Annotated in this window: 14 protein-coding genes; 7 read left to right on the forward strand and 7 right to left on the reverse strand. The window is 65.9% G+C overall.

What is annotated here, in order from left to right; all coding sequences use genetic code 11:
• Positions 1–10: 10 nt before the first annotated feature.
• Positions 11–904, reverse strand: coding sequence for a TIGR01777 family oxidoreductase (locus tag AC07YR_RS03620; protein WP_494733065.1), 894 nt, complete (start codon positions 902–904; stop codon positions 11–13).
• Between the two features lie 74 nt (positions 905–978).
• Between AC07YR_RS03620 and AC07YR_RS03625 the strand changes: the two genes are divergently transcribed.
• A complete protein-coding gene (locus AC07YR_RS03625; protein WP_494733066.1) occupies positions 979–4,452 on the forward strand; it encodes a S41 family peptidase in 3,474 nt (1,157 codons plus the stop codon).
• A 118-nt stretch (positions 4,453–4,570) separates the two neighbouring features.
• On the opposite strand, the gene AC07YR_RS03630 is transcribed toward AC07YR_RS03625, so the two are convergent.
• Positions 4,571–5,002 (reverse strand): OsmC family protein, encoded by a 432-nt coding sequence (locus AC07YR_RS03630; protein WP_055802168.1) that lies wholly within the window; start codon positions 5,000–5,002, stop codon positions 4,571–4,573.
• 111 nt (positions 5,003–5,113) lie between these two features.
• Between AC07YR_RS03630 and AC07YR_RS03635 the strand changes: the two genes are divergently transcribed.
• A complete protein-coding gene (locus AC07YR_RS03635) occupies positions 5,114–5,524 on the forward strand; it encodes a VOC family protein (protein WP_494733067.1) in 411 nt (136 codons plus the stop codon).
• A gap of 119 nt (positions 5,525–5,643) precedes the next feature.
• Here the strand turns inward: AC07YR_RS03635 and AC07YR_RS03640 are convergent, their stop codons facing one another.
• From AC07YR_RS03640 to AC07YR_RS03655, 4 genes are all read right to left on the reverse strand, one after another.
• Positions 5,644–5,994, reverse strand: a complete 351-nt coding sequence (locus tag AC07YR_RS03640; protein ID WP_436057300.1) for a hypothetical protein — start codon at positions 5,992–5,994, stop codon at positions 5,644–5,646.
• Positions 5,995–6,141: 147 nt separating this feature from the next.
• Positions 6,142–7,866, reverse strand: a complete 1,725-nt coding sequence (gene sucB, locus AC07YR_RS03645; RefSeq protein WP_494733068.1) for a 2-oxoglutarate dehydrogenase, E2 component, dihydrolipoamide succinyltransferase — start codon at positions 7,864–7,866, stop codon at positions 6,142–6,144.
• A 114-nt stretch (positions 7,867–7,980) separates the two neighbouring features.
• Positions 7,981–9,363, reverse strand: a complete 1,383-nt coding sequence (gene lpdA / locus AC07YR_RS03650; protein ID WP_028270850.1) for a dihydrolipoyl dehydrogenase — start codon at positions 9,361–9,363, stop codon at positions 7,981–7,983.
• 274 nt (positions 9,364–9,637) lie between these two features.
• The gene (locus AC07YR_RS03655; protein ID WP_494733069.1) at positions 9,638–11,164 is read right to left on the reverse strand and encodes a leucyl aminopeptidase; all 1,527 of its coding nucleotides are present in this window, start codon (positions 11,162–11,164) and stop codon (positions 9,638–9,640) included.
• A 319-nt stretch (positions 11,165–11,483) separates the two neighbouring features.
• Here AC07YR_RS03655 and AC07YR_RS03660 point away from each other — a divergent pair, with 319 nt between their 5' ends.
• The 4 genes from AC07YR_RS03660 (at position 11,484) to AC07YR_RS03675 (ending at position 16,738) form a co-directional block, all read left to right on the forward strand.
• Positions 11,484–12,422, forward strand: a complete 939-nt coding sequence (locus tag AC07YR_RS03660; RefSeq protein WP_436057304.1) for a proteasome assembly chaperone family protein — start codon at positions 11,484–11,486, stop codon at positions 12,420–12,422.
• A gap of 35 nt (positions 12,423–12,457) precedes the next feature.
• Positions 12,458–13,789: an MFS transporter gene (locus AC07YR_RS03665; RefSeq protein WP_494733070.1), complete on the forward strand. Its 1,332-nt coding sequence runs from the start codon at positions 12,458–12,460 to the stop codon at positions 13,787–13,789.
• A 98-nt stretch (positions 13,790–13,887) separates the two neighbouring features.
• Positions 13,888–15,132 (forward strand): DUF4192 family protein, encoded by a 1,245-nt coding sequence (locus AC07YR_RS03670; RefSeq protein ID WP_494733071.1) that lies wholly within the window; start codon positions 13,888–13,890, stop codon positions 15,130–15,132.
• A gap of 304 nt (positions 15,133–15,436) precedes the next feature.
• Positions 15,437–16,738, forward strand: a complete 1,302-nt coding sequence (locus AC07YR_RS03675; protein ID WP_028270845.1) for an RNA polymerase sigma factor — start codon at positions 15,437–15,439, stop codon at positions 16,736–16,738.
• Between the two features lie 134 nt (positions 16,739–16,872).
• Here AC07YR_RS03675 and AC07YR_RS03680 read toward each other — a convergent pair whose 3' ends face one another.
• A complete protein-coding gene (locus AC07YR_RS03680) occupies positions 16,873–17,094 on the reverse strand; it encodes a DUF7455 domain-containing protein (RefSeq protein WP_028270844.1) in 222 nt (73 codons plus the stop codon).
• A gap of 223 nt (positions 17,095–17,317) precedes the next feature.
• Here AC07YR_RS03680 and AC07YR_RS03685 point away from each other — a divergent pair, with 223 nt between their 5' ends.
• Entirely contained in the window at positions 17,318–19,426 is a 2,109-nt protein-coding gene (locus AC07YR_RS03685; RefSeq protein ID WP_055802189.1) for a DNA gyrase/topoisomerase IV subunit B, read from the forward strand.
• Positions 19,427–19,446 lie beyond the last annotated feature (20 nt).

Below are 19,446 nucleotides of genomic sequence, written 5' to 3' on the forward strand. Positions count from 1 at the left end.
CTTCGAACGCTTAGTCCCGGGCGGTTGCCCAGGCCGCTGCCTCGGACAGCGAGGGATGCTTCCACTCGAACCCGGCCTCGGCCAGCAGGGCCGGCTCCATGCGCTGGCTCCCGAGCAGGAGCTCATCGGCCAGCTTGCCCATGACCAGGCGCAGCACCGGCCCCGGCACCCGGAGGAGGGCCGGCCGGTGGAGAGCGGCGGCAAGCCGTGCCACCAAGGCATTGACGTCTGCGGTCTCGGGGGCGCAGAGGTTGACCGGACCTGACAACGGGGAGGTGAGCAGGAAGCTGAAGGCCGAGGACACGTCCGGCAGCGTGATCCACGGCCAGCACTGCCTGCCGTTCCCGAGGGGACCTCCAAGGCCGAGCCGGAGCAACGGCAGCAGCCGTCCCAGTGCGCCTCCCGACCGGCTGAGGACCACCCCCGTCCTGGGCGTGACCACACGAACGCCCGCCGGAGCCGTGTGCGCCGCTGCTTCCCACTCCCGGCAGATCCGCGCCATGACTCCGGAGCCGTTCGGGGCGTGCTCGCGAAGAACTGCCGCCCCGCGGTCCCCGTAGTAGTTCGAGCCTGACTGGCTGATGAAGACCTTGGGCGGTTGTTCCGTTTTCGCCATTGCGGCCGCCAGCGTGTGCGTGGGGTCCAGCCGTGACCGGAACAGCTCGTCGATCCGTCCCCGGGTCCACGGCCGGTCCCCGATCCCGGCTCCTGCCAGGTTGATCACGGCGTCCGCGCCCTCCAGGTGGGCGGGATCAAGCTGCCCGGCTGCCGGATCCCACTGCAGTTCGCCTGCAGCCGCCGGCGCCCGGCGCACCAGACGGATGACCTCATGGCCACCCGAGCGCAGGTGGGCGGACATGTCGGTTCCGATAAGGCCGGAGGCGCCGGCCATGATGATTCGCATGATCCATCTCACCATGCCCGGCACGGCGGCGGAACCTCCCGTCCGGCCCACTGGACTTTGACTATGATCTAACGATGACCTCTTCGAGCTACTTTCGTTTCCCGCATCTGCACGACGATCTGGTCACCTTCGTGGCCGAAGACGACGTCTGGATTGCGCCGCTGGACGGAGGCCGCGCCTGGCGGGTTTCCTCCCTTCAGCTGCCGGCCCGCAACCCGCGCTTCACACCCGACGGCAAGCGCCTGGTGTGGACGGTTGTGCAGGGAACAGCGCCCGAGGTTGTCACCGCGGATGTCGACGGCGGAGGGTACCGCCAGCTGACGTACTTCGGGCATGCTTCCACCCGGGTCAAGGGCTTCACCGCGGCCGGCGATGTACTGGTCACGAGCGCGTTCCGGCAGGCGGAAAGCCGTCACACGCATGCCTACAGTGTTCCGCTGGAGGGCGGCTGGTCGGAGGAACTCGCTTTCGGGCCGGTCGAGTCAGTGGCCTTCGGCCCGGAGATCGGCGACGAACGCCCCGTGGTCGTAGCCAGCGTCCTCTCACGCGAGCCGGCCTGGTGGAAGCGGTACCGCGGCGGTACCGCCGGCAAGCTCTGGATCGACGCCGACGGCAACGGGGAGTTCGAACGCCTTGTTCCGGAACTGGACGGCAACCTCGCGGATCCCATGTGGCTTGACGGGCGGGTAGCTTTCCTTTCTGACCACGAAGGCTACGGGAACCTGTATTCAGTGCTGCCGAACGGCACCGGGCTGCGCCGCCACACGGACCACGAAGACTTCTATGTGCGCCACGCGGCCACGGACGGCAAGCGCGTGGTGTTTGAATCCGCCGGCGAGCTCTGGCTGGTCCCTGACCTGGATTCCGACGCAGTAAAACTGAACATATCGCTGGGATCAGCCTCGCAGGGGCGGAGGCCGGCACTCCTTAAGACCGCAAGGCACCTTGGCGGCGTGATTCCGGATCACACCGGTTCCTCAAGCGCCGTCGAAGCGCATGGCACCATCCACTGGCTCCGGCACAAGGACGGGCCGTCGCGGGTCGTTGAAGCCGCGCCCGGTGTCCGTGCCCGGCTGCCGCGGCCGCTGAGCGAAGGCCGCATTGCCTATGTGGCCGACCACGACGGCGCGGAAGCCCTGTACATCAAAGAGATTGCTCCGCAGGTGGCCGGTGCGCAGGCAGCGGCTGCGGCCCGGCCCCAGCGGCCCGCCGGGCAGGACACCGGAACGTCCCTGCCGAAGCCCGTCCCGGCCGCCGGGATGAACACCCCCGGCATGGCATCACCCGCCGTTGATGGTTCCAGCGGCAGCGATGTGGCCGGCGGGGCGCCTGAAGAAGCAGTCATCCCCGCTGGTGGCGCCGGTGCCGGGCGTTTGCAGAAGATCGAATTCCCCAAGTCCACCCGGGCGAGTGCCATGGAGGCCAGCCCGGACGGCCGCTCCGTTGCCGTGGGAACGTCCTTTGGCGATGTCTATCTGGCCGACACGCGAAGCGGGACCATCAAGCTCATCACCAGCATCGGCGAGGGCACCATCGACGGCCTGTGCTGGTCCCCTGACTCCGCGTGGCTCGGATGGTCCGAACCGGTCACGTCGTTTGGTTCCCGCAGCAGGCTCCGCATTGTCAAAGTGGACGATCCGGAGTTCCGGATCGTGGACGTCACGGACGGACGCTTCCGGGACGCCTCGCCGTCGTTTACTCCTGACGGCAAATTCCTCGCGTTCCTCTCGAACCGGAGTTTCGACCCCGTGTACGACGGACACTCCTTTGATTTGTCCTTCCCCAGCCCCATCAAGCCCTACCTTGTTGCGCTGGCCGCGGACACGCCGTCGCCGTTTGGCCCCTCGGTGGACCTCTCGGACGGACCGGACCGCACCTCCGCGGAAAGCGCCGACGACGACGGCGCCGGTTCCGCTGTGCCTGCCGTCCGGGTAGACGCAGAGGGCCTGGCGCACCGTGTCATCGGAGTGCCTGTTCCGCAGGGCAACTACTCGGCGCTCGAGGCTACGCCGGGCGCTTTGCTCTGGCTGGACAACGCCCTTGCCGGCGTCACCGGCGACGGCCGGGCCAGCACCGACGACAAGGACGCCGCCCCCAGTCTGGTGCGCTTCGACATGGCCAGGCGCAGGACGGCCACCCTTGTGGACGCCCTGGACAGCTACCGGGTGTCCGGCGACGGCAGGAAAGTGGTCTTCCTGCACGATAAGCAGATCCGGGTGGCGCCCGCCGATTCCAAGGGTGACGAGGATTCGGGGCAACTGGTGAAGGTGGACATCAGCCGCATCCGCGTGCTGCTGCATCCGCTGAGCGTTTGGGGCCAGGCATTCGACGAGGCCTGGCGGCTCCAGCGTGACTTCTTCTGGACAGAAGACATGGCAGGACAGGACTGGGAATCGGTGCACCGCCGCTACCGTCCCCTCGTGGACCGGCTCGGCTCGCACGATGACCTGGTGGACTTGCTGTGGGAGCTCCACGGGGAATTGGGCACGTCGCACGCCTACGTTCGTCCGGCGGCTGTCACCGAAAACGGCAGCACCGGGCAGGGCCGCCTGGGCGCGGATCTGGCCTTCACCGGAACGGGCTGGGAAATTACCCGCATCCTGGCGGGGGAGTCATCGGACCCGCTCGCCACTTCACCGCTGACCAGGCCTGGTGCAGACGCCAAGGCCGGGGACGTCCTGCTCGCGATCGACGGCGTGGAACTGTCCGAAACGCTGACGCCCGCCATGCAGCTCGTGGGCGCCGCCGGAAAAGCCGTGGAGCTGACCTTGCGCAACGGCGCGGCCCACGGTGAGGCGGCAGGAAAGCAGCGCCGTATCGCTGTGGTGCCGGTCAAGGACGAGGAGCGTCTGCGGTACCAGGAATGGGTGGCCGGCAATCGACGGACAGTGCGTGAAGCGTCCGGCGGAACGTACGGCTACCTCCACATCCCGGACATGCTCGCGAACGGCTGGGCGCAGCTCCACCGCGACCTCGACACTGAGACCGCACTGGACGGGCTGATCGTGGATGTCCGGCGCAACCGGGGCGGGCACACGTCCCAGCTCGTTGCGGAACTCATCGGCCGCAAGGTGACCGGATGGAGCATGCCGCGCGGTGAAAGGCCCCGGACGTACCCCCATCACGCGCCCCGCGGACCGGTGGTCATCCTGACGGACGAATTTGCCGGCTCGGACGGTGACATCATCACCCAGGTGTCCAAGCTGCGCGGGATCGGGCCGGTCATCGGCACCCGGACCTGGGGCGGTGTGGTGGGCATTGACAACCGCTTCTCCCTCGCAGACGGAACCGGAGTGACGCAGCCGCGGTACGCCACCTGGTTCAGCGGCGGCGTGGGCTGGGGCGTCGAGAACTACGGCGTGACACCGGACATTGAGGTGACGTTCCCGCCGCACGCCTATGCTGCGGGCCGGGACCCCCAGCTTGAGTACGGCATCGGCGCCCTCAAGGAAATGATCCAGGAACTTCCCACGGACCGGCCCCCGCTCCGTGAAGGCTACCGGCGGCTCCTTCCGGCGCCCCTGCCTGCCCGCACCGCCAAGGACTGATCCGGCCGGCTGCCCGGACAAACGAAGGCCCCGCTCCTTCCTGGCAACAACCAGGAAGGAGCGGGGCCTTCGCCGTGCGGTGGTGCGGCATCCTTGGGAGCGGCCGCGTGCCTGCAGCCTAGGAGGCTGCGAGCGTGGCGTCCATGGTGATGTCGATGCTGGCCAGGGCACCCGAGACCGGGCAGCCGACCTTGGCTTCCCCGGCGATCTTCTGGAACTCTTCTTCCGAGATGCCCGGGACGGTGGCGTTCACCGTCAGGTGGCTCCCGGTGATCCCGGTGCCCGGCACGAAGGTAACATCTGCCTTGGTGTTGATTTCTTCAACGGTGAAGCCGGCCTGGCTCAACGCCAGGCTGAACGCCATGGAGAAGCAGGCCGAGTGCGCTGCGGCGATCAGCTCTTCGGGACTGGTCTTGCCTTCCGACTGTTCCGCTCGGGCCTTCCACGTAACGGCGTAGGTGCCCAGCCCGGAGCTGTCCAGCGTGGTGTTGCCGGACCCCTCGAACAGGTCGCCGTTCCATACGGTGTGCGCGGTGCGTGTTGCTGCCATATCCACTCCTCAGCTTAGATTCGATCCGGTCCGGGCTTCCGCCCAAACCTTCCGGATCAATCCTATGGATTCAGGACCTGCGGCGCACGGGGTGTCCGCTGTCAGAGGATTATGACCGTCTACACTGGCGCCATGGGAACTCAACGCCGAAGGGATCACGCTGCCGTCATGACACCGCAGGCGAGGATCGCGGCCATCATGGTCAATGCCGGGAACGCGGAAGAGCTTGCGGCATTTTGGGCTGCTCTGCTGGGAACCACGGTCTCCGCCCGCTTTGACCAGTTCGTCTGGCTCAAGCCGGCTGCTCCCGGAGCGCCGCAGCTGGCCTTCCAGGAGGTCCCTGACGCCACACCCGGCCGGCGGCGCCTGCACCTTGACCTCCATGGACCCGACCCGGAAGGGCTGCGGGCCCACGCCGAATCGCTCGGAGCAGTGTTTGTGGAAGGACACGACATCGGCGACTTCCACTGGGACGTGATGCATGACCCTGAAGGAAACGAATTCTGCATCGCCACCGACTGACTGGCAGACGGAATCCGCCACTGGCCCGCCGCTGACCGGCCACAACGACGACGGCGGCCCTCCCTGCCGGGGAGGGCCGCCGTCGTCGTTGGCGCAGCAGCGGTACTGCCGGAGTTGCGCTACTGCCAGAGAGTGGCGATAGCAACGTTCAGCAGCGCGAGGCCGCCCACGCTGTGGGCCAGTCCCTTGCTGATCGGCTCGTCCTTTTTGTATTTGCGGCGGCCCATGAACGCGAGGACCGCGACGGCCAGCGCGATGGCGAACTTGATGCCGAGCTTGAAGTAGTTCGCCTCCATGTCCAGTGCGGGGATGAGCCCCATCATCACGATGCCCGTGATGATCTGCAGGGCTGCGCCGTCGAATTGGCGCGGATGCACCGTGGGCTTTTTCATGTTGCCGATCCAGATGCCGACAATCATGGCTGCGCCGATGATATGGAGGAAGACCATGATGTGGTAGACGATAATCATGAGCCCAGTCTAGCCAGAGGGTTCTACGCATCGTAGTAAGCCCCGCGGACTGAAACGGCGACGATTTGGTAAACAAAAACGACGGCGGTGCAGGCCGTCCGGGGGTTGCCCACCGGTGCCTGTACCGCCGTCGTCGTGTGCTGTTGTTTACAGCCCCAGGTCCGCCTCGAAGGCGCCGGCCTCGAGGCGGGCCTTGAGGGTCTGCAGGAAGCGCCCTGCGTCGGCGCCGTCCACCAGGCGGTGGTCGTACGTCAGGGAGAGGTACATCATGGAGCGGATGGCGATCGAGTCGTCGCCGTTTTCGTCGGTGACCACCACGGGGCGCTTGACGATCGCACCCGTACCGAGGATGCCCACCTGCGGCTGGTTGATGATCGGGGTGTCGAACAGTGCGCCGACAGACCCGATGTTGGTGATGCTGAACGTTCCGCCGGACAGCTCATCCGGGCCGATCTTGCCGTCGCGGGTGCGGCTCGCGACGTCCGCGATCTTGCCGGCCAGGCCGGCAAGGTTCAGGCTGCCGGCGTCGGAGATGACGGGAACCAGGAGGCCCTTGTCCGTGTCCACGGCGATCGCCAGGTGCTCGGCGTTGTGGTAAGTGATTTCCTGCTTGTCTTCGTCGTAGGCAGCGTTCACCTTCGGGTGCTGCTTCAGCGCTTCGGCGACGGCCTTGGCGATGAACGGCAGGAAGGTCAGCTTCACGCCGTTCTGGGCCTGGAAGGAGTTCTTGGCCTTGAGGCGCAGCTTGGCGATCTTGGTCATATCCACTTCGTGGACCTGCGTCAGCTGCGTGGAGACGTCCAGCGATTCCCGCATGCGGCGGGCGATGACCTGGCGGATGCGCGGTGCCTTCTGCACGGTGCCGCGCAGAGAGGACTCCGCACCTGAAGCCGGTGCAGCTGCTGCGGAGGGTGCCGGGGCTGCGGCGGCCGGGGCAGCCTTGGCCTCGGCGGCAGCGATCACATCCTGCTTGCGGATGCGTCCACCGACTCCGGTGCCGGTCAGCGAGGCGATGTCCACGCCCTGCTGGTTGGCGAGCTTGCGGACCAGGGGAGTGACGTAGCCGGACTCGGCCGGTGCAGCAGATTCCGCAGCGGGTGCTGCCGGTGCCGGGGCTTCCTGCTTGGGCGCTGCCGGTGCTTCTTCCTTGGCAGGCGCGGCGGCCGGGGCCGCGGGTGCTGCTGCGGGAGCCTCGGCGGCGGGTGCTTCCTGCTTGGGAGCCGGGGCTGCCGGAGCGGCGGCCGGTGCGGCTGCGCCGGAGCCGATGACGGCAAGGACGGAGCCGACCTCGGCGGTCTCGTCCTCGTTGACCCGGATCTCCTGCAGGGTGCCGGCAACCGGCGACGGGATTTCGGTGTCCACCTTGTCGGTGGATACCTCCAGGAGCGGCTCGTCAACCTCGACGGAGTCGCCAACGGCCTTCAGCCAGCGGGTCACGGTGCCTTCGGTGACGGATTCGCCGAGCGCCGGAAGGGTTACTTCGTGGCTTTCACCGGAAGCGGCGGGGGCCTCAGCGGGGGCAGGTGCCTCGGTCGAGGGTGCTTCTTCGGCGGGTGCTTCTTCGGCTGCGGGGGCCTGCTCGGCCGGGGCGGCCTCGGCGGGGGCAGCTGCTTCGGATGCGCCGGCGGAACCCGAGCCGTCACCAATGCGGACGAGCGGAGCGCCGACCTCGGCGGTCTCATCTTCGGCGACGAGGATTTCCTCAATCACGCCAGCAATCGGAGAGGGGATTTCGGTGTCTACTTTGTCGGTGGAAACCTCGAGCAGCGGCTCGTCCACCTCTACCCGGTCACCTACCTGCTTGAGCCAGCGGGTGACGGTTCCTTCGGTGACACTCTCACCGAGGGCGGGCAAGTTAACGGATTCAGACATGTCGTCCCCGTTCTCCTTATTGATCTTTAGTGCGGATGATTGCTGCCGTGTTCGAGCTTAGTGCACCCTGCGGATCATGCCGGGTGCACTAAGCCCTGTGGTAAAGCGGAAGTACTAGCCGTGGAGGGCTTTGCCCGCGAGGGCAAGGTGGGCCTCGCCCAGGGCCTCGTTCTGGGTCGGGTGGGCGTGCAGCAGCTGTGCCACGTCCTCCGGGTAGGCTTCCCAGTTCACGATCAGCTGTGCTTCACCGATCTGCTCGCCCATGCGGGAACCGATCATGTGGACGCCCACCACGGGGCCGTCCTTCTGGCGGACCAGCTTGACGATGCCGCCGGTGCCCAGGATGGAGCTCTTGCCGTTGCCGGCGAGGTTGTATTCCTGGGTTTCCACCTGGTCGTCGCCGAACTTTTCCTTGGCCGCCTTCTCGGTGTAGCCGACGGTGGCGATTTCAGGCTCGGAGTAGGTGACCTTGGGGATGTTGACATCCTCGACGATGACCGGCTTGAGGCCTGCGATTTCCTCGGCCACGAAAATGCCCTGCTGGTAGCCGCGGTGGGCCAGCTGGACGCCCGGGACGATGTCGCCCACGGCGTAGACGTTGCCGACGCCGGTGTGCAGGCGTTCGTTGGTGATGACGAATCCGCGGTCGATGGTGATGCCGGCTTCTTCGTAGCCCAGGTTGGCGGTGACCGGTCCGCGGCCTACTGCTACCAGGAGCAGGTCGGCTTCGAAGGTCTTGCCGTCAACGAGGGTGACCTTGACGCCGTCGTTGTTCTGCTCAACGCCCTGGAAGAACACGCCGGTGGAGAACTTGATGCCGCGCTTCTTGAACGCGCGCTCGAAGTTCTTGACGATCGCAGCGTCCTCGTTCGGAACCAGCGACGGCAGGCCTTCAACGATGGTGACGTCCACGCCGAAGGACTTCCAGACCGAAGCGAACTCGACGCCGATCACGCCGCCGCCCAGGATGATCGCGCTCTTGGGGATGTAATCCATGGTGAGGGCTTCGTCGGAGGTGATGACCTTGCCGCCGATTTCCAGGCCCGGCAGGGTGCGGGAGTAGGAACCCGTGGCGAGCACGATGTTCTTGCCCTTGTATGCAGTGCCGTTCACGACGACGGTGTCGGTGCCCTGCAGTTTGCCTTCGCCTTCGATGACGGTGATGCCCTTGGACTTGATCAGGCCCTGCAGGCCCTTGAACTTGCCGGCGATGATGCCGTCTTTGTAAGCGTTGACTGCGCTCATGTCGATGCTGTCCAGCGTCACGTTGACGCCGTACTTTGCGGAATCGCGAGCGTGGTCGGCGAGCTCGGCCGAGTGCAGGAGGGCCTTCGTGGGGATGCAGCCGTTGTGCAGGCAGGTGCCCCCGAGTTTCCCCTTCTCCACGAGGCCTACAGTGAGGCCCAGCTGAACGGCGCGGAGGGCCGTGGCGTATCCGCCGCTGCCACCGCCGAGTACCAGGATGTCGAATTCTTGCGCAGTTGCCTGATCGGCCACTTAGACGCTCCCTCGCGTGAACGATGACACGAGAGTACGCATCATCTGGTCTTGGAACTTGCTCTGCCGTGATTATGCCAGCAGGCCGGTTCTCTTGCATTTGTGACTACCGCAGTTCACCTTAGCGAACCACTTATCCATGCTCCACCTTGTCACGGCGTTTGTGGAGCGCTTGTGTCGAGTGTCACGCGGCTTTGTGGCGGACGGATCAGACCCGACATAAAGCCCCGGACGGCCTCACCGGCCCTGCGGAGGGCCGGTGAGGCGGAGCCGGTTACGAGGAGGCTGCCAGGACGTCCTCGACGTAGGCCACCAGGGTGCGCACGGTGCAGCCGGTGCCCTGCTTGGGGGTGTATCCGTACGGGCTGCCGTTGTTAAAGGACGGACCGGCGATGTCGATGTGGGCCCACGGGATCTGTTCGCCGTCCTTGCCCTTTCCGACGAATTCACGCAGGAACACGGCAGCGGTCATCATGCCGCCGTGGCGCTCACCGATGTTGGCCAGGTCTGCCACCTCTGAATCGATGCTGGCGCGGAGCTCTTCCGGCAGCGGCATCGGCCACACCAGCTCGCCGGCACGGTCGGCCGCGGCTTTGAGCGGTCCGGTGACACTGTCCGAGCCCATGACGCCGGCCGTCCTGTTGCCGAGGGCGATCAGCTGCGCGCCGGTGAGGGTGGCGACGTCGATGATGGCGTCCGGGTATTCCTGGCTGGCGGCCACGATGCCGTCGGCCATGACCAGCCGGCCTTCGGCATCCGTATTAAGGACCTCGACGGTTTTCCCGCCGAACATGGTGAGGACGTCCGCCGGGCGCTGCGCGGCGCCGGAGGGCATGTTTTCAGCAATGCACAGCCATGCGGTCACCTTAACGGGAAGGCCTAGGCCTGCGATTGCCAGCACGGTGTTAAGTACGACGGCGGCGCCCGCCATATCGCTCTTCATATCACCCATGCCGAGGGCGGGCTTGATGGAAATGCCGCCGGTGTCGAAGGTGATGCCCTTGCCCACAAGGGCGATCTTGGCCGTTGCCTTGGACGGGGCGTATTCCACCTTGACCAGCCTGGGCTGCCGGGTGGATCCCTTTCCAACGCCCATGATCCCGCCGAAACCCTCCTTTTCGAGGCGCTTTTCGTCCCACACAGTGACCCTGACCGGCAGGCCCTTGGAGAGTTCCTTGGCGGCGTCGGCAAAGGACTCGGGGAACAGGTGGCTGGGGGGCTGGTTCACCAGCGAACGGGTCGCGTTGACCGCTTTCCCGATAAGGGCGGAACGGTCCAGCAGGGGCTGCAGGTCCTTGTCAGCGGCGAAGTCCGTGAAGATGACGACGTTCTTGACCGGGTCCTTGCGGCCGTTGGCAGCTGAGCGGTATTCGGTGAACGAGTACGAACCCATGGCCGCACCCTCGGCGACGGCAGCGACGTCGGCGAGGGATGCCGTCGGGAGCGCCAGCGTCACAGTGGTGAGTCCGGCCAGTTGGCGTACAGCGGACCCGGCGGCGCGGCGCAGCGCCTCTTCAGTCAGCTTTCCTCCGGCGCCGGGTTTGCCGATCCCAGCCAGGACCAGGACGGCGGCGCCGGCTTCCGGAAGCCCGGGCAGCCTGTGAACCTGGTCGGCCGCGCCGGTGAGGCCAAGAACCTTCAGGGACTCCGCGATGGCCTCGGCGGACTTGGCCGTCAGCGGGTTGTCCAGCAGTACAGGACCGTCAGGACCCTGCGCCACTCCAATGACCAGCGCGTCCGTGGGCGACTTCTTAACGTCACGCGCAATGACGCTAAGTTTGATTTCAGTATTCTTGACCACGAGGATCAGTCCTCAATTCTCTGTGATTTTCGGCAGGATGCGCATGTTGGGCGCCCCGCCATGGAACAGGCCGTCGTCGGCTTGAGACGCAACCCGGTGTCTGCCAGGCCGTCCGTAGGGCCAGTTCCGATCGTAGTCTCTCCGTCCCGGTGGCGCTGAATTTGATGAGACCTGCGGCACATTGCCGCTGTGCACCCCGGATCCGGAATGCTTCGGGCGGCCGGTGCGTTGTAGAAGATATCCGGCGGATCTGCGCGGACCACCCCACCCAAAGCGCTGCCGACCCCCGCCTCCGCCGCCACCTCGAAAGGAACACGCCGTGCTTGAACGGATTTCCGGCTCCCTGCTGGACCCCGACGCTCTCTTTGTGAGCAATGCCGAGCTGTTCGACGACCCGGCTCTCCGCGGGCTCAACCTGGTGATGGGCTTCACGGGATTCGCGGACGCCGGCCACGTGGTCAGGCAGATCACTACTGAGCTGCTGGACACCCTCGACTCTGAGATGGTGGCTGTGTTCGACGCCGACCAGCTCATCGACTACCGCTCGCGCCGCCCGCACGTCACCTTCGTGGAAGATCACCTCCAGGACTACCAGGCTCCCAGCCTGGCCCTTTACCGGCTGGTGGACGGCCTGGGCAAACCCTTCCTGTTCCTGGCCGGTTTCGAGCCCGATCTCCAGTGGGAGCGGTTCGCCCGGGCCGTTGTCCGGATCGTGGAGCATCTCGACGTGAACCTGGTGACCTGGATCCACTCCATCCCGATGCCCGTTCCCCATACCCGGCCGGTGGGAGTCACCGTCCACGGCAACCGTCCCGAACTCATCGAGGGCATCTCGGTCTGGAAGCCCACGGTGGAAGTTCCCGCCGCGGTGGGCCACATCCTGGAACTGCGCCTCACCGAGGCTGGCCGCAATATTGCCGGCTACGTCATCCATGTCCCGCATTACCTTGCGGACGCTGAGTACCCCAACGCGGCCGTGGCCGGGCTTGAGTACCTTGGCGCAGCCACCTCGTTGATGCTTCCCACTGACCGCCTGCGGGAGGCCGGCCGCGAAGTCGGGCGTCAGATCGCCGAGCAGCTTGAGGCCTCCGAAGAAGTGCAGCAGGTGGTTTCGCGCCTGGAGACGCGTTATGACGAGAAGGCTGAGGGCACAGTCCGTCGCTCCCTGCTGGCTGATGAAAACGACGAGCTGCCGAACGCCGACGCTCTCGGCGCTGCCGTGGAGGCGTATCTCGCCCGGGAAGAGCCCCGTCAATAAATAGGACTTATCCCGGCAGCGGGCATAATGGAGACGTGACTGCACCGCGCGCCTGGCTCATCTGGACCGTCGGAATTTTCGCGTATCTGGTTGCAGTCAGCCAACGCACGTCCTTTGGCGTGGTGGGCCTCGAAGCGACCGAGCGGTTCCATGCCACCGCAGCGGAGATCTCCTTCTTCACCGTGCTGCAGCTCCTGGTCTACGCCGGACTGCAGATCCCTGTCGGCGTCCTCGTGGACCGGCTCGGGTCACGGACAATGATCGCCGGGGGAGCCGTCCTCATGGGACTCGGCCAGCTTCAGCTTGCCTTCGCGGACAATATCCCGGGCGGCGTGCTGGGGCGGGTACTGGTGGGCGCCGGGGATGCCATGACGTTCATCTCGGTGATCCGGTTGATCCCGCTGTGGTTCGCCCCGGCCAGGGTGCCGCTGATCACGCAGCTGACAGGAATGTCGGGCCAGCTCGGCCAGCTCTTCAGCGTGGTCCCATTCGCGATGATCCTCCATTCGGCCGGCTGGACCCCCGCATTCCTGACGCTCGCGGCCATGTCCGCGCTCGCCGTCGTACTGGTGCTCGCGGTGCTGAAGGACCACCCGCCCGGGCACCCCCGGCCGGAAACGGGCCAGGGCCTCAAGGCCACCGGCATTTCACTCTCCCGCGCCTGGCGCCAGCCCGGCACCCGGCTGGGGCTCTGGAGCCACTTCACCATCCAATTCAGTGGCACGGTGTTCGCCATGACCTGGGGCTACCCGTTCCTGATCTCCGCCCAGGGACTCAGCGCCGGGACGGTGTCGGGCCTAATGGCCATCTACGTTGCCGCTGCCATCGCAGCGGGCCCGCTGATCGGCAGGTTCGTCTCCCGGCACCCGCTACGCCGCTCCACCATGGTGCTCCTCATTGCGGCCACTACGGCGGCAGCCTGGGCCGCCGTGCTGCTCATGCCCGGCCGCTCTCCGCTGTGGATGCTCGCCGGGCTGGTGGTGGTGCTGGCCATCGGAGGGCCGGGATCCATGATCGGCTTCGACTTTGCCCGAACCTTTAATCCTGCCCACCGGATCGGAACCGCCACCGGAATCGTCAACGTCGGCGGATTCATTGCGGCGCTCGTGGCCATCTACCTCGTGGGCGTCGTGCTTGACGTGCTCCATGCCACCGGGTTCTCGCAGGGCGAGCTCTACGGACTCGACCCGTTCCGGATCGCCCTGAGTGTCCAGTTCGTGCTGATAGGAATCGGTTCGGCGGCGATTATCTACACTCGGCGCAAGGTGCGGCGGCAGATGGCGGCCCAGGGCGTCATTGTGCCGCCGCTGCTCAAAGCCCTCGCGCAGCAGCGCCGCCGCAACCTGGAACGCCGCCGTACGGAGTAGGTGTCGGACGGGATGATGCCGAACCGTTCCTCATAGGTTTTTCCACATGGGTTGAGATCTGTCTTCCGGCGTCCAGCAGTCTCTTTCAGTCTGGATGCATGACACCTCCAGAACGACTGACCATCACCGGCCCCGAGGACATCCTGGGCTTCATTCCGCATTCCCTTGGCTACTGGCCGGCCAACAGCCTGGTGGCCATGACCATGCAGGGGAAGCGGCTGGGCGCCACCCTCCGCGTCGATCTCCCGGACCTCGACTCGGATCCGGGGCTGCTTCGGTTTGCCCGCACTGTCAGGGACTACCTTGGAGCGGACCACGACGCCGACGGCGCCCTCCTGGTGCTCTTCAGCGAGGAGGGATGGGCGGGCGGGTCGGGTAGTTGGGCCGCCGGGGCGCTGTTGGACGGGACACTGGCGAGGCTGCTGACAGCCCTGGAGGTCGAGCTGGAATTATCCGGGGTCCCGGTCCGCGACGCCTGGTTCGTCGGCGAGGCCTTCTGGCGGAACGCGTACTGCTTCGATCCGGCCTGCTGTCCGTTGCCCGGCCGCTCCATCGATGAGATCCGGGACAGCCGGCTCAACGCCGAGATGGTGTTCCGCGGGAGCATCGTGGGCGAGGACCCCTCCGCCGCAGGCGGTGCCTTGCCCGCTGCGGCGGAGGCTGATGCGTGCGTGCTGGAATCGGAACAAAAGTGGGCCACCGAATTTGCTCGGCTCCGGGGCAGTTGCGCCCAGTTCGCCAAAATACTGGACGTCTGGGGGTGCGTGCTGGCCGATGGAGGGGAGGGGCACCTTCCGGCCGAGTTGGCCGGATATCTCCGGGCCTCCCTGCGCATACCCCATTGGCGGGACGCCGTTCTGGTGATGAGCGCGGCGGGACGGCTGGCCGCGGAGCAGGGCGCCGAGGACTTCGGGATCTTCGCGCCGGACGCCGGCCTGCAGGTGGTGTCACCGCCCCCTGGCGCTTTGCCGGCAGCCGGACCGGCGGAAGATGCGTCGGACGATGGGACATTCCCGGTTCCCGGCTACGGGGATGTGCTGCTGGGGCTGGCACCGCCATCGCCCCGCTGGGACCGGATGAGGGCGCTGGAGCGCGTGCTGCAGCAACTCGGCACGGCTGGCGGGGGAGAAGGCGGCGCTGCGTCGCTCACGGGACGGGGCTGGATTGAGTGGTGCCGCGGCAGGGGTTCGTTCGCCCATGCGCTGCTGGACCAGGCCGTGACGGCGCACCCCGGATACCGGCTCGCGGAGCTGCTCTCCGAACTGGTCAGCCGCGGCACCCTGTGCGGATGGGCCGGGCGCCGTGACGCAGCATGGCAGAAGTTTGAAACGGATGCGGCCTAGGCCGGGCCGCATTCGGATGACGCGGGCAGGGAGAAGCCGGTTCGCCGAAACATTCGGGCCCGTGCGGCGGCCCTGAGGGGCCGATTCGGAAAATCGTGAGACAATGGATGCCGAGACCCGGTTGGGTCCGTGAATCAAGTGCATGTAGTGATGCCCGGAAACGGGAACATTACGGCCGCTCCGGCAGTTCTACTTAATGGCTCTGCTGGCCGCGATCGCACCTGATGTGAATCACGGACTTGACAGGGTCATAGTGGTGTTGCCCGTATGGTGATTCCACAGACCGCCGCTAGAAAGGTTTTCTGTGACCCCGTCTTCCGCCAAGAAGGAACCCGCCGACCAGGCCGAATTGTCCCCTGAGGAGAAGAAGGCGGCGACGAGCGCCAAGCGTGCCGCCACGCGCGCAGCCAACAAGGCTGCGGCTGCCGAGGGCGGCGCCCCGGCAAAGCCCGAGCCCAAGAAGCGCGGACCCAAGCCCGGCGCCAAGGCTGCCGCCGAGGCTGCCGGAAAGTCCGACGACGACGCAGAGGACGTTGAGCTGGACGAAGATCTCGACGACGTCAGTCCGGATCCGTCGGAGCTGAGCGAGGAAGAGGCCGCCAGCAAGACCGGTGCCGCAGCCACCGGCACAGGCTTTGTGTACTCCGACGCCGACGACGACGACGCCCCGGTCCAGCAGGTCATGTCGGCCGGCGCCACGGCCGACCCCGTCAAGGACTACCTGAAGCAGATCGGCAAGGTGGCCCTGCTGAACGCCGAGCAGGAAGTGGACCTTGCCCTCCGCATCGAGGCGGGCCTGTTCGCCGAAGAGAAGATCGCGGCGGACGACGGCTCCATGGATCCGAAACTCAAGCGCGAGCTCGAGTTCGTCATCCACGACGGCAAGCGCGCCAAGAACCACCTGCTGGAGGCCAACCTCCGCCTCGTTGTTTCGCTCGCCAAGCGCTACACCGGCCGCGGCATGCTGTTCCTGGACCTCATCCAGGAAGGCAACCTGGGCCTCATCCGTGCGGTCGAGAAGTTCGACTACACCAAGGGCTTCAAGTTCTCCACGTACGCCACCTGGTGGATCCGCCAGGCCATCACGCGTGCCATGGCCGACCAGGCCCGTACCATCCGGATCCCGGTGCACATGGTGGAAGTCATCAACAAGCTGGCGCGCGTCCAGCGCCAGATGCTGCAGGATCTTGGGCGCGAACCTACGCCCGAGGAGCTGGCCCTCGAACTGGACATGACACCTGAGAAGGTTGTCGAAGTCCAGAAATACGGCCGCGAGCCCATCTCGCTGCACACCCCCCTGGGTGAGGACGGCGACTCGGAGTTCGGTGACCTCATCGAGGACTCGGAAGCCGTGGTTCCCGCCGACGCAGTCAGCTTCACGTTGCTGCAGGAGCAGTTGCACTCGGTGCTGGACACCCTGTCCGAGCGCGAAGCCGGCGTTGTGGCGATGCGGTTCGGCCTCACCGACGGACAGCCGAAGACTTTAGACGAAATCGGCAAGGTCTACGGAGTCACGCGCGAGCGTATCCGCCAGATCGAATCGAAGACGATGTCCAAGCTGCGGCACCCGTCCCGGTCCCAGGTCTTGCGCGACTACCTGGACTAAGAAGCAGAAGCACACATAAGTAAGGCCCCGCCGGACGGCGGGGCCTTACTTATGTGTGGAGTTGAGGGGTGTCCAGGGACAAACGAACAGGGCCCCTCCGAAGCGGAGGAGCCCTGTTGCTGTCAGAGAGTTGCCTAGTCCACCGATACCGGCGGCTTCTCGTGAAGCCGGCCCGTCTCGTCGTGCCAGTCGGAGCTCAGCGGCTTAAGCGTCGCTTCGACTGCCCGCGCGTGGTGGCCGCAGAAGAGCAGCTCCCCGCCGGAGGACTCGAGAACAACCCGGACGTACGCCTGTGCTCCGCAACGATCGCACCGGTCCAGTGCGTTGAGCGTGCGGTCCGCAACTGCTGTTGTCATTTCGGCCTCCTTAGTAGATCTGTACATCTATATAACCAGCATTCGTAGCAAAACCATGACAAGGATGGATCACTTTCGCTGTGCGCGTATCACCATTCCGTAACGGGTACTGCCGGACGACGCCGATGTTGGAGTGGCTGGCAAGCGTCCCGGCGCGGGCCGACTAACCTAGGAAGAGCGTCAAAAGCCTTAGCTATTCCGTCACTGAAGGAGTTCACAACCCGTGGCACCAAGTTCTGATTACACTGCCCGGCACCTGTCTGTACTGGAAGGCCTCGAGGCCGTCCGCAAGCGCCCGGGCATGTACATCGGTTCCACCGACTCCCGCGGCCTGATGCACTGCCTGTGGGAAATCATCGACAACTCCGTCGACGAGGCCCTGGCCGGGTTCGGCCATGACATCCAGATCATCCTGCACGCCGACAACTCCGTGGAGATTCACGATGACGGCCGCGGCATCCCCATCGACGTTGAGCCCAAGACCGGACTGACCGGCGTCGAAGTTGTCTTTACCAAACTGCACGCGGGCGGCAAGTTCGGCGGCGGATCCTATACGGCGTCCGGCGGCCTGCACGGCGTCGGTGCCTCGGTGGTCAACGCGCTGTCTTCCCGCCTTGACGTGGAGGTGGACCGCGGCGGTAAGACGTACAAGATGTCCTTCCGGCGGGGCGAACCGGGGCGGTTCAAGGACCCGGGGACCAAACCCGATCCGGCGGCGACGTTCGAACCGTTCGTCAATGATTCGGTCCTTGACGTGGTGGGCAAGGCCAAACGCGGTGTCACCGGCACCCGGATCCGGTACTGGGCGGACCGCCAGATCTTCACCCCGGACGCCAAGTTCTCCTACGATGAACTGGCCGCCCGGGCCCGGCAGACATCCTTCCTGATACCGGGCCTAAAGCTGACCGTCCGCGACCAGCGGAGGCTTCCGGGCACTCCCGGCGAACTGGCCGGCCACGAGGAGGTCTTCCACCACGACGGCGGCATCTCCGAGTTCGTCGATTTTCTCGCCGCTGATCCGGCGGTCACGGACACCTGGCGGCTGCACGGTTCGGGCAAGTTCAAGGAAACCGTTCCGGTCCTGGACGAGCGGGGCCACAGCCAGCTCGCCGAAGTGGAACGCGACTGTGAAGTGGACGTGGCACTCCGGTGGGGAATCGGTTACGACAGCACCGTGCGCAGCTTTGTGAACATCATCTCCACCCCCAAGGGCGGGACGCACCAGTCCGGCTTCGAGCAGGCCCTGGTGAAGACTTTCCGCAAGGCTGTGGAAACGAATGCCCGCAAGCTCAAAGCCGGCAACGACAAGATCGAAAAGGACGACATCTTCGCGGGCCTGACCGCGGTGCTGACGGTACGCCTGGCCGAGCCGCAGTTCGAGGGCCAGACCAAGGAAATCCTCGGCACTTCAGCGGTCCGGGCCATCGTGGCACGGGTGGTGGAGAAGGAGATCAATGCCAAACTGAGCTCCGCCAACCGCAATGACAAGGCGCAGTCCGCGCTGCTCCTGGAAAAAATCGTCAGCGAGATGAAGTCCCGGATTTCCGCGCGCGTCCACAAGGAGACACAGCGCCGGAAGAACGCGCTGGAGACATCGTCGATGCCCACGAAACTGGCGGACTGCCGCACGGATGACGTGGCCCGCTCGGAACTGTTCATCGTGGAGGGAGACTCCGCGCTGGGAACTGCCAAACTGGCCCGCTCCTCGGACTTCCAGGCGCTCCTGCCCATCCGCGGCAAGATCCTCAACGTGCAGAAGGCCTCGGTGGGGGACATGCTGTCCAACGCCGAGTGCGCTGCGCTCATCCAGGTGGTGGGCGCAGGGTCCGGGCGAAGCTTCGACATCACGGCGGCACGCTACGGCAAAGTGATCCTGATGACGGATGCCGACGTGGACGGCGCCCACATCCGCACGCTGCTCCTCACGCTCTTCTTCCGCTACATGCGGCCAATGATCGATGAGGGCAGGGTGTTCGCCGCAGTGCCGCCGCTGCACCGCGTGGAGGTCATCAACGCCGGGCAGAAAGCCAACGAGATGATCTATACCTACTCCGAAGCTGAACTCCACGTGCTGCTGGCGCGGCTGGCCAAGGAGGGCAAGCGGTACAAGGAACCCATTCAGCGCTACAAGGGCCTCGGTGAAATGGACGCGGAACAGTTGGCGGAGACCACCATGGATCCGCGCCACCGGACCCTGCGCAAAGTGGGGATCGAAAACGCCAAGCAGGCAGAAGAGACCTTCGACCTGCTGATGGGCTCCGACGTCGCGCCGCGCAAGGACTTCATCATTGCCGGTGCTGCGAGCCTGGATCGGGAGCGGATCGACGCCTGAGTCCTGCGGCCGGGGAGCAC

Source organism: Arthrobacter sp. GW460-12-1-14-TSB2 (assembly GCF_059423525.1).

Coding starts and splice junctions, on each gene's coding strand:
- AC07YR_RS03680 (WP_028270844.1), bottom strand. CDS start 17,094: ATGACAACAGCAGTTGCGGACCGCACGCTCAACGCACTGGACCGGTGC.
- AC07YR_RS03620 (WP_494733065.1), bottom strand. CDS start 904: ATGCGAATCATCATGGCCGGCGCCTCCGGCCTTATCGGAACCGACATG.
- AC07YR_RS03670 (WP_494733071.1), top strand. CDS start 13,888: ATGACACCTCCAGAACGACTGACCATCACCGGCCCCGAGGACATCCTG.
- AC07YR_RS03635 (WP_494733067.1), top strand. CDS start 5,114: ATGACCGTCTACACTGGCGCCATGGGAACTCAACGCCGAAGGGATCAC.
- AC07YR_RS03630 (WP_055802168.1), bottom strand. CDS start 5,002: ATGGCAGCAACACGCACCGCGCACACCGTATGGAACGGCGACCTGTTC.
- AC07YR_RS03625 (WP_494733066.1), top strand. CDS start 979: ATGACCTCTTCGAGCTACTTTCGTTTCCCGCATCTGCACGACGATCTG.
- sucB (WP_494733068.1), bottom strand. CDS start 7,866: ATGTCTGAATCCGTTAACTTGCCCGCCCTCGGTGAGAGTGTCACCGAA.
- AC07YR_RS03640 (WP_436057300.1), bottom strand. CDS start 5,994: ATGATTATCGTCTACCACATCATGGTCTTCCTCCATATCATCGGCGCA.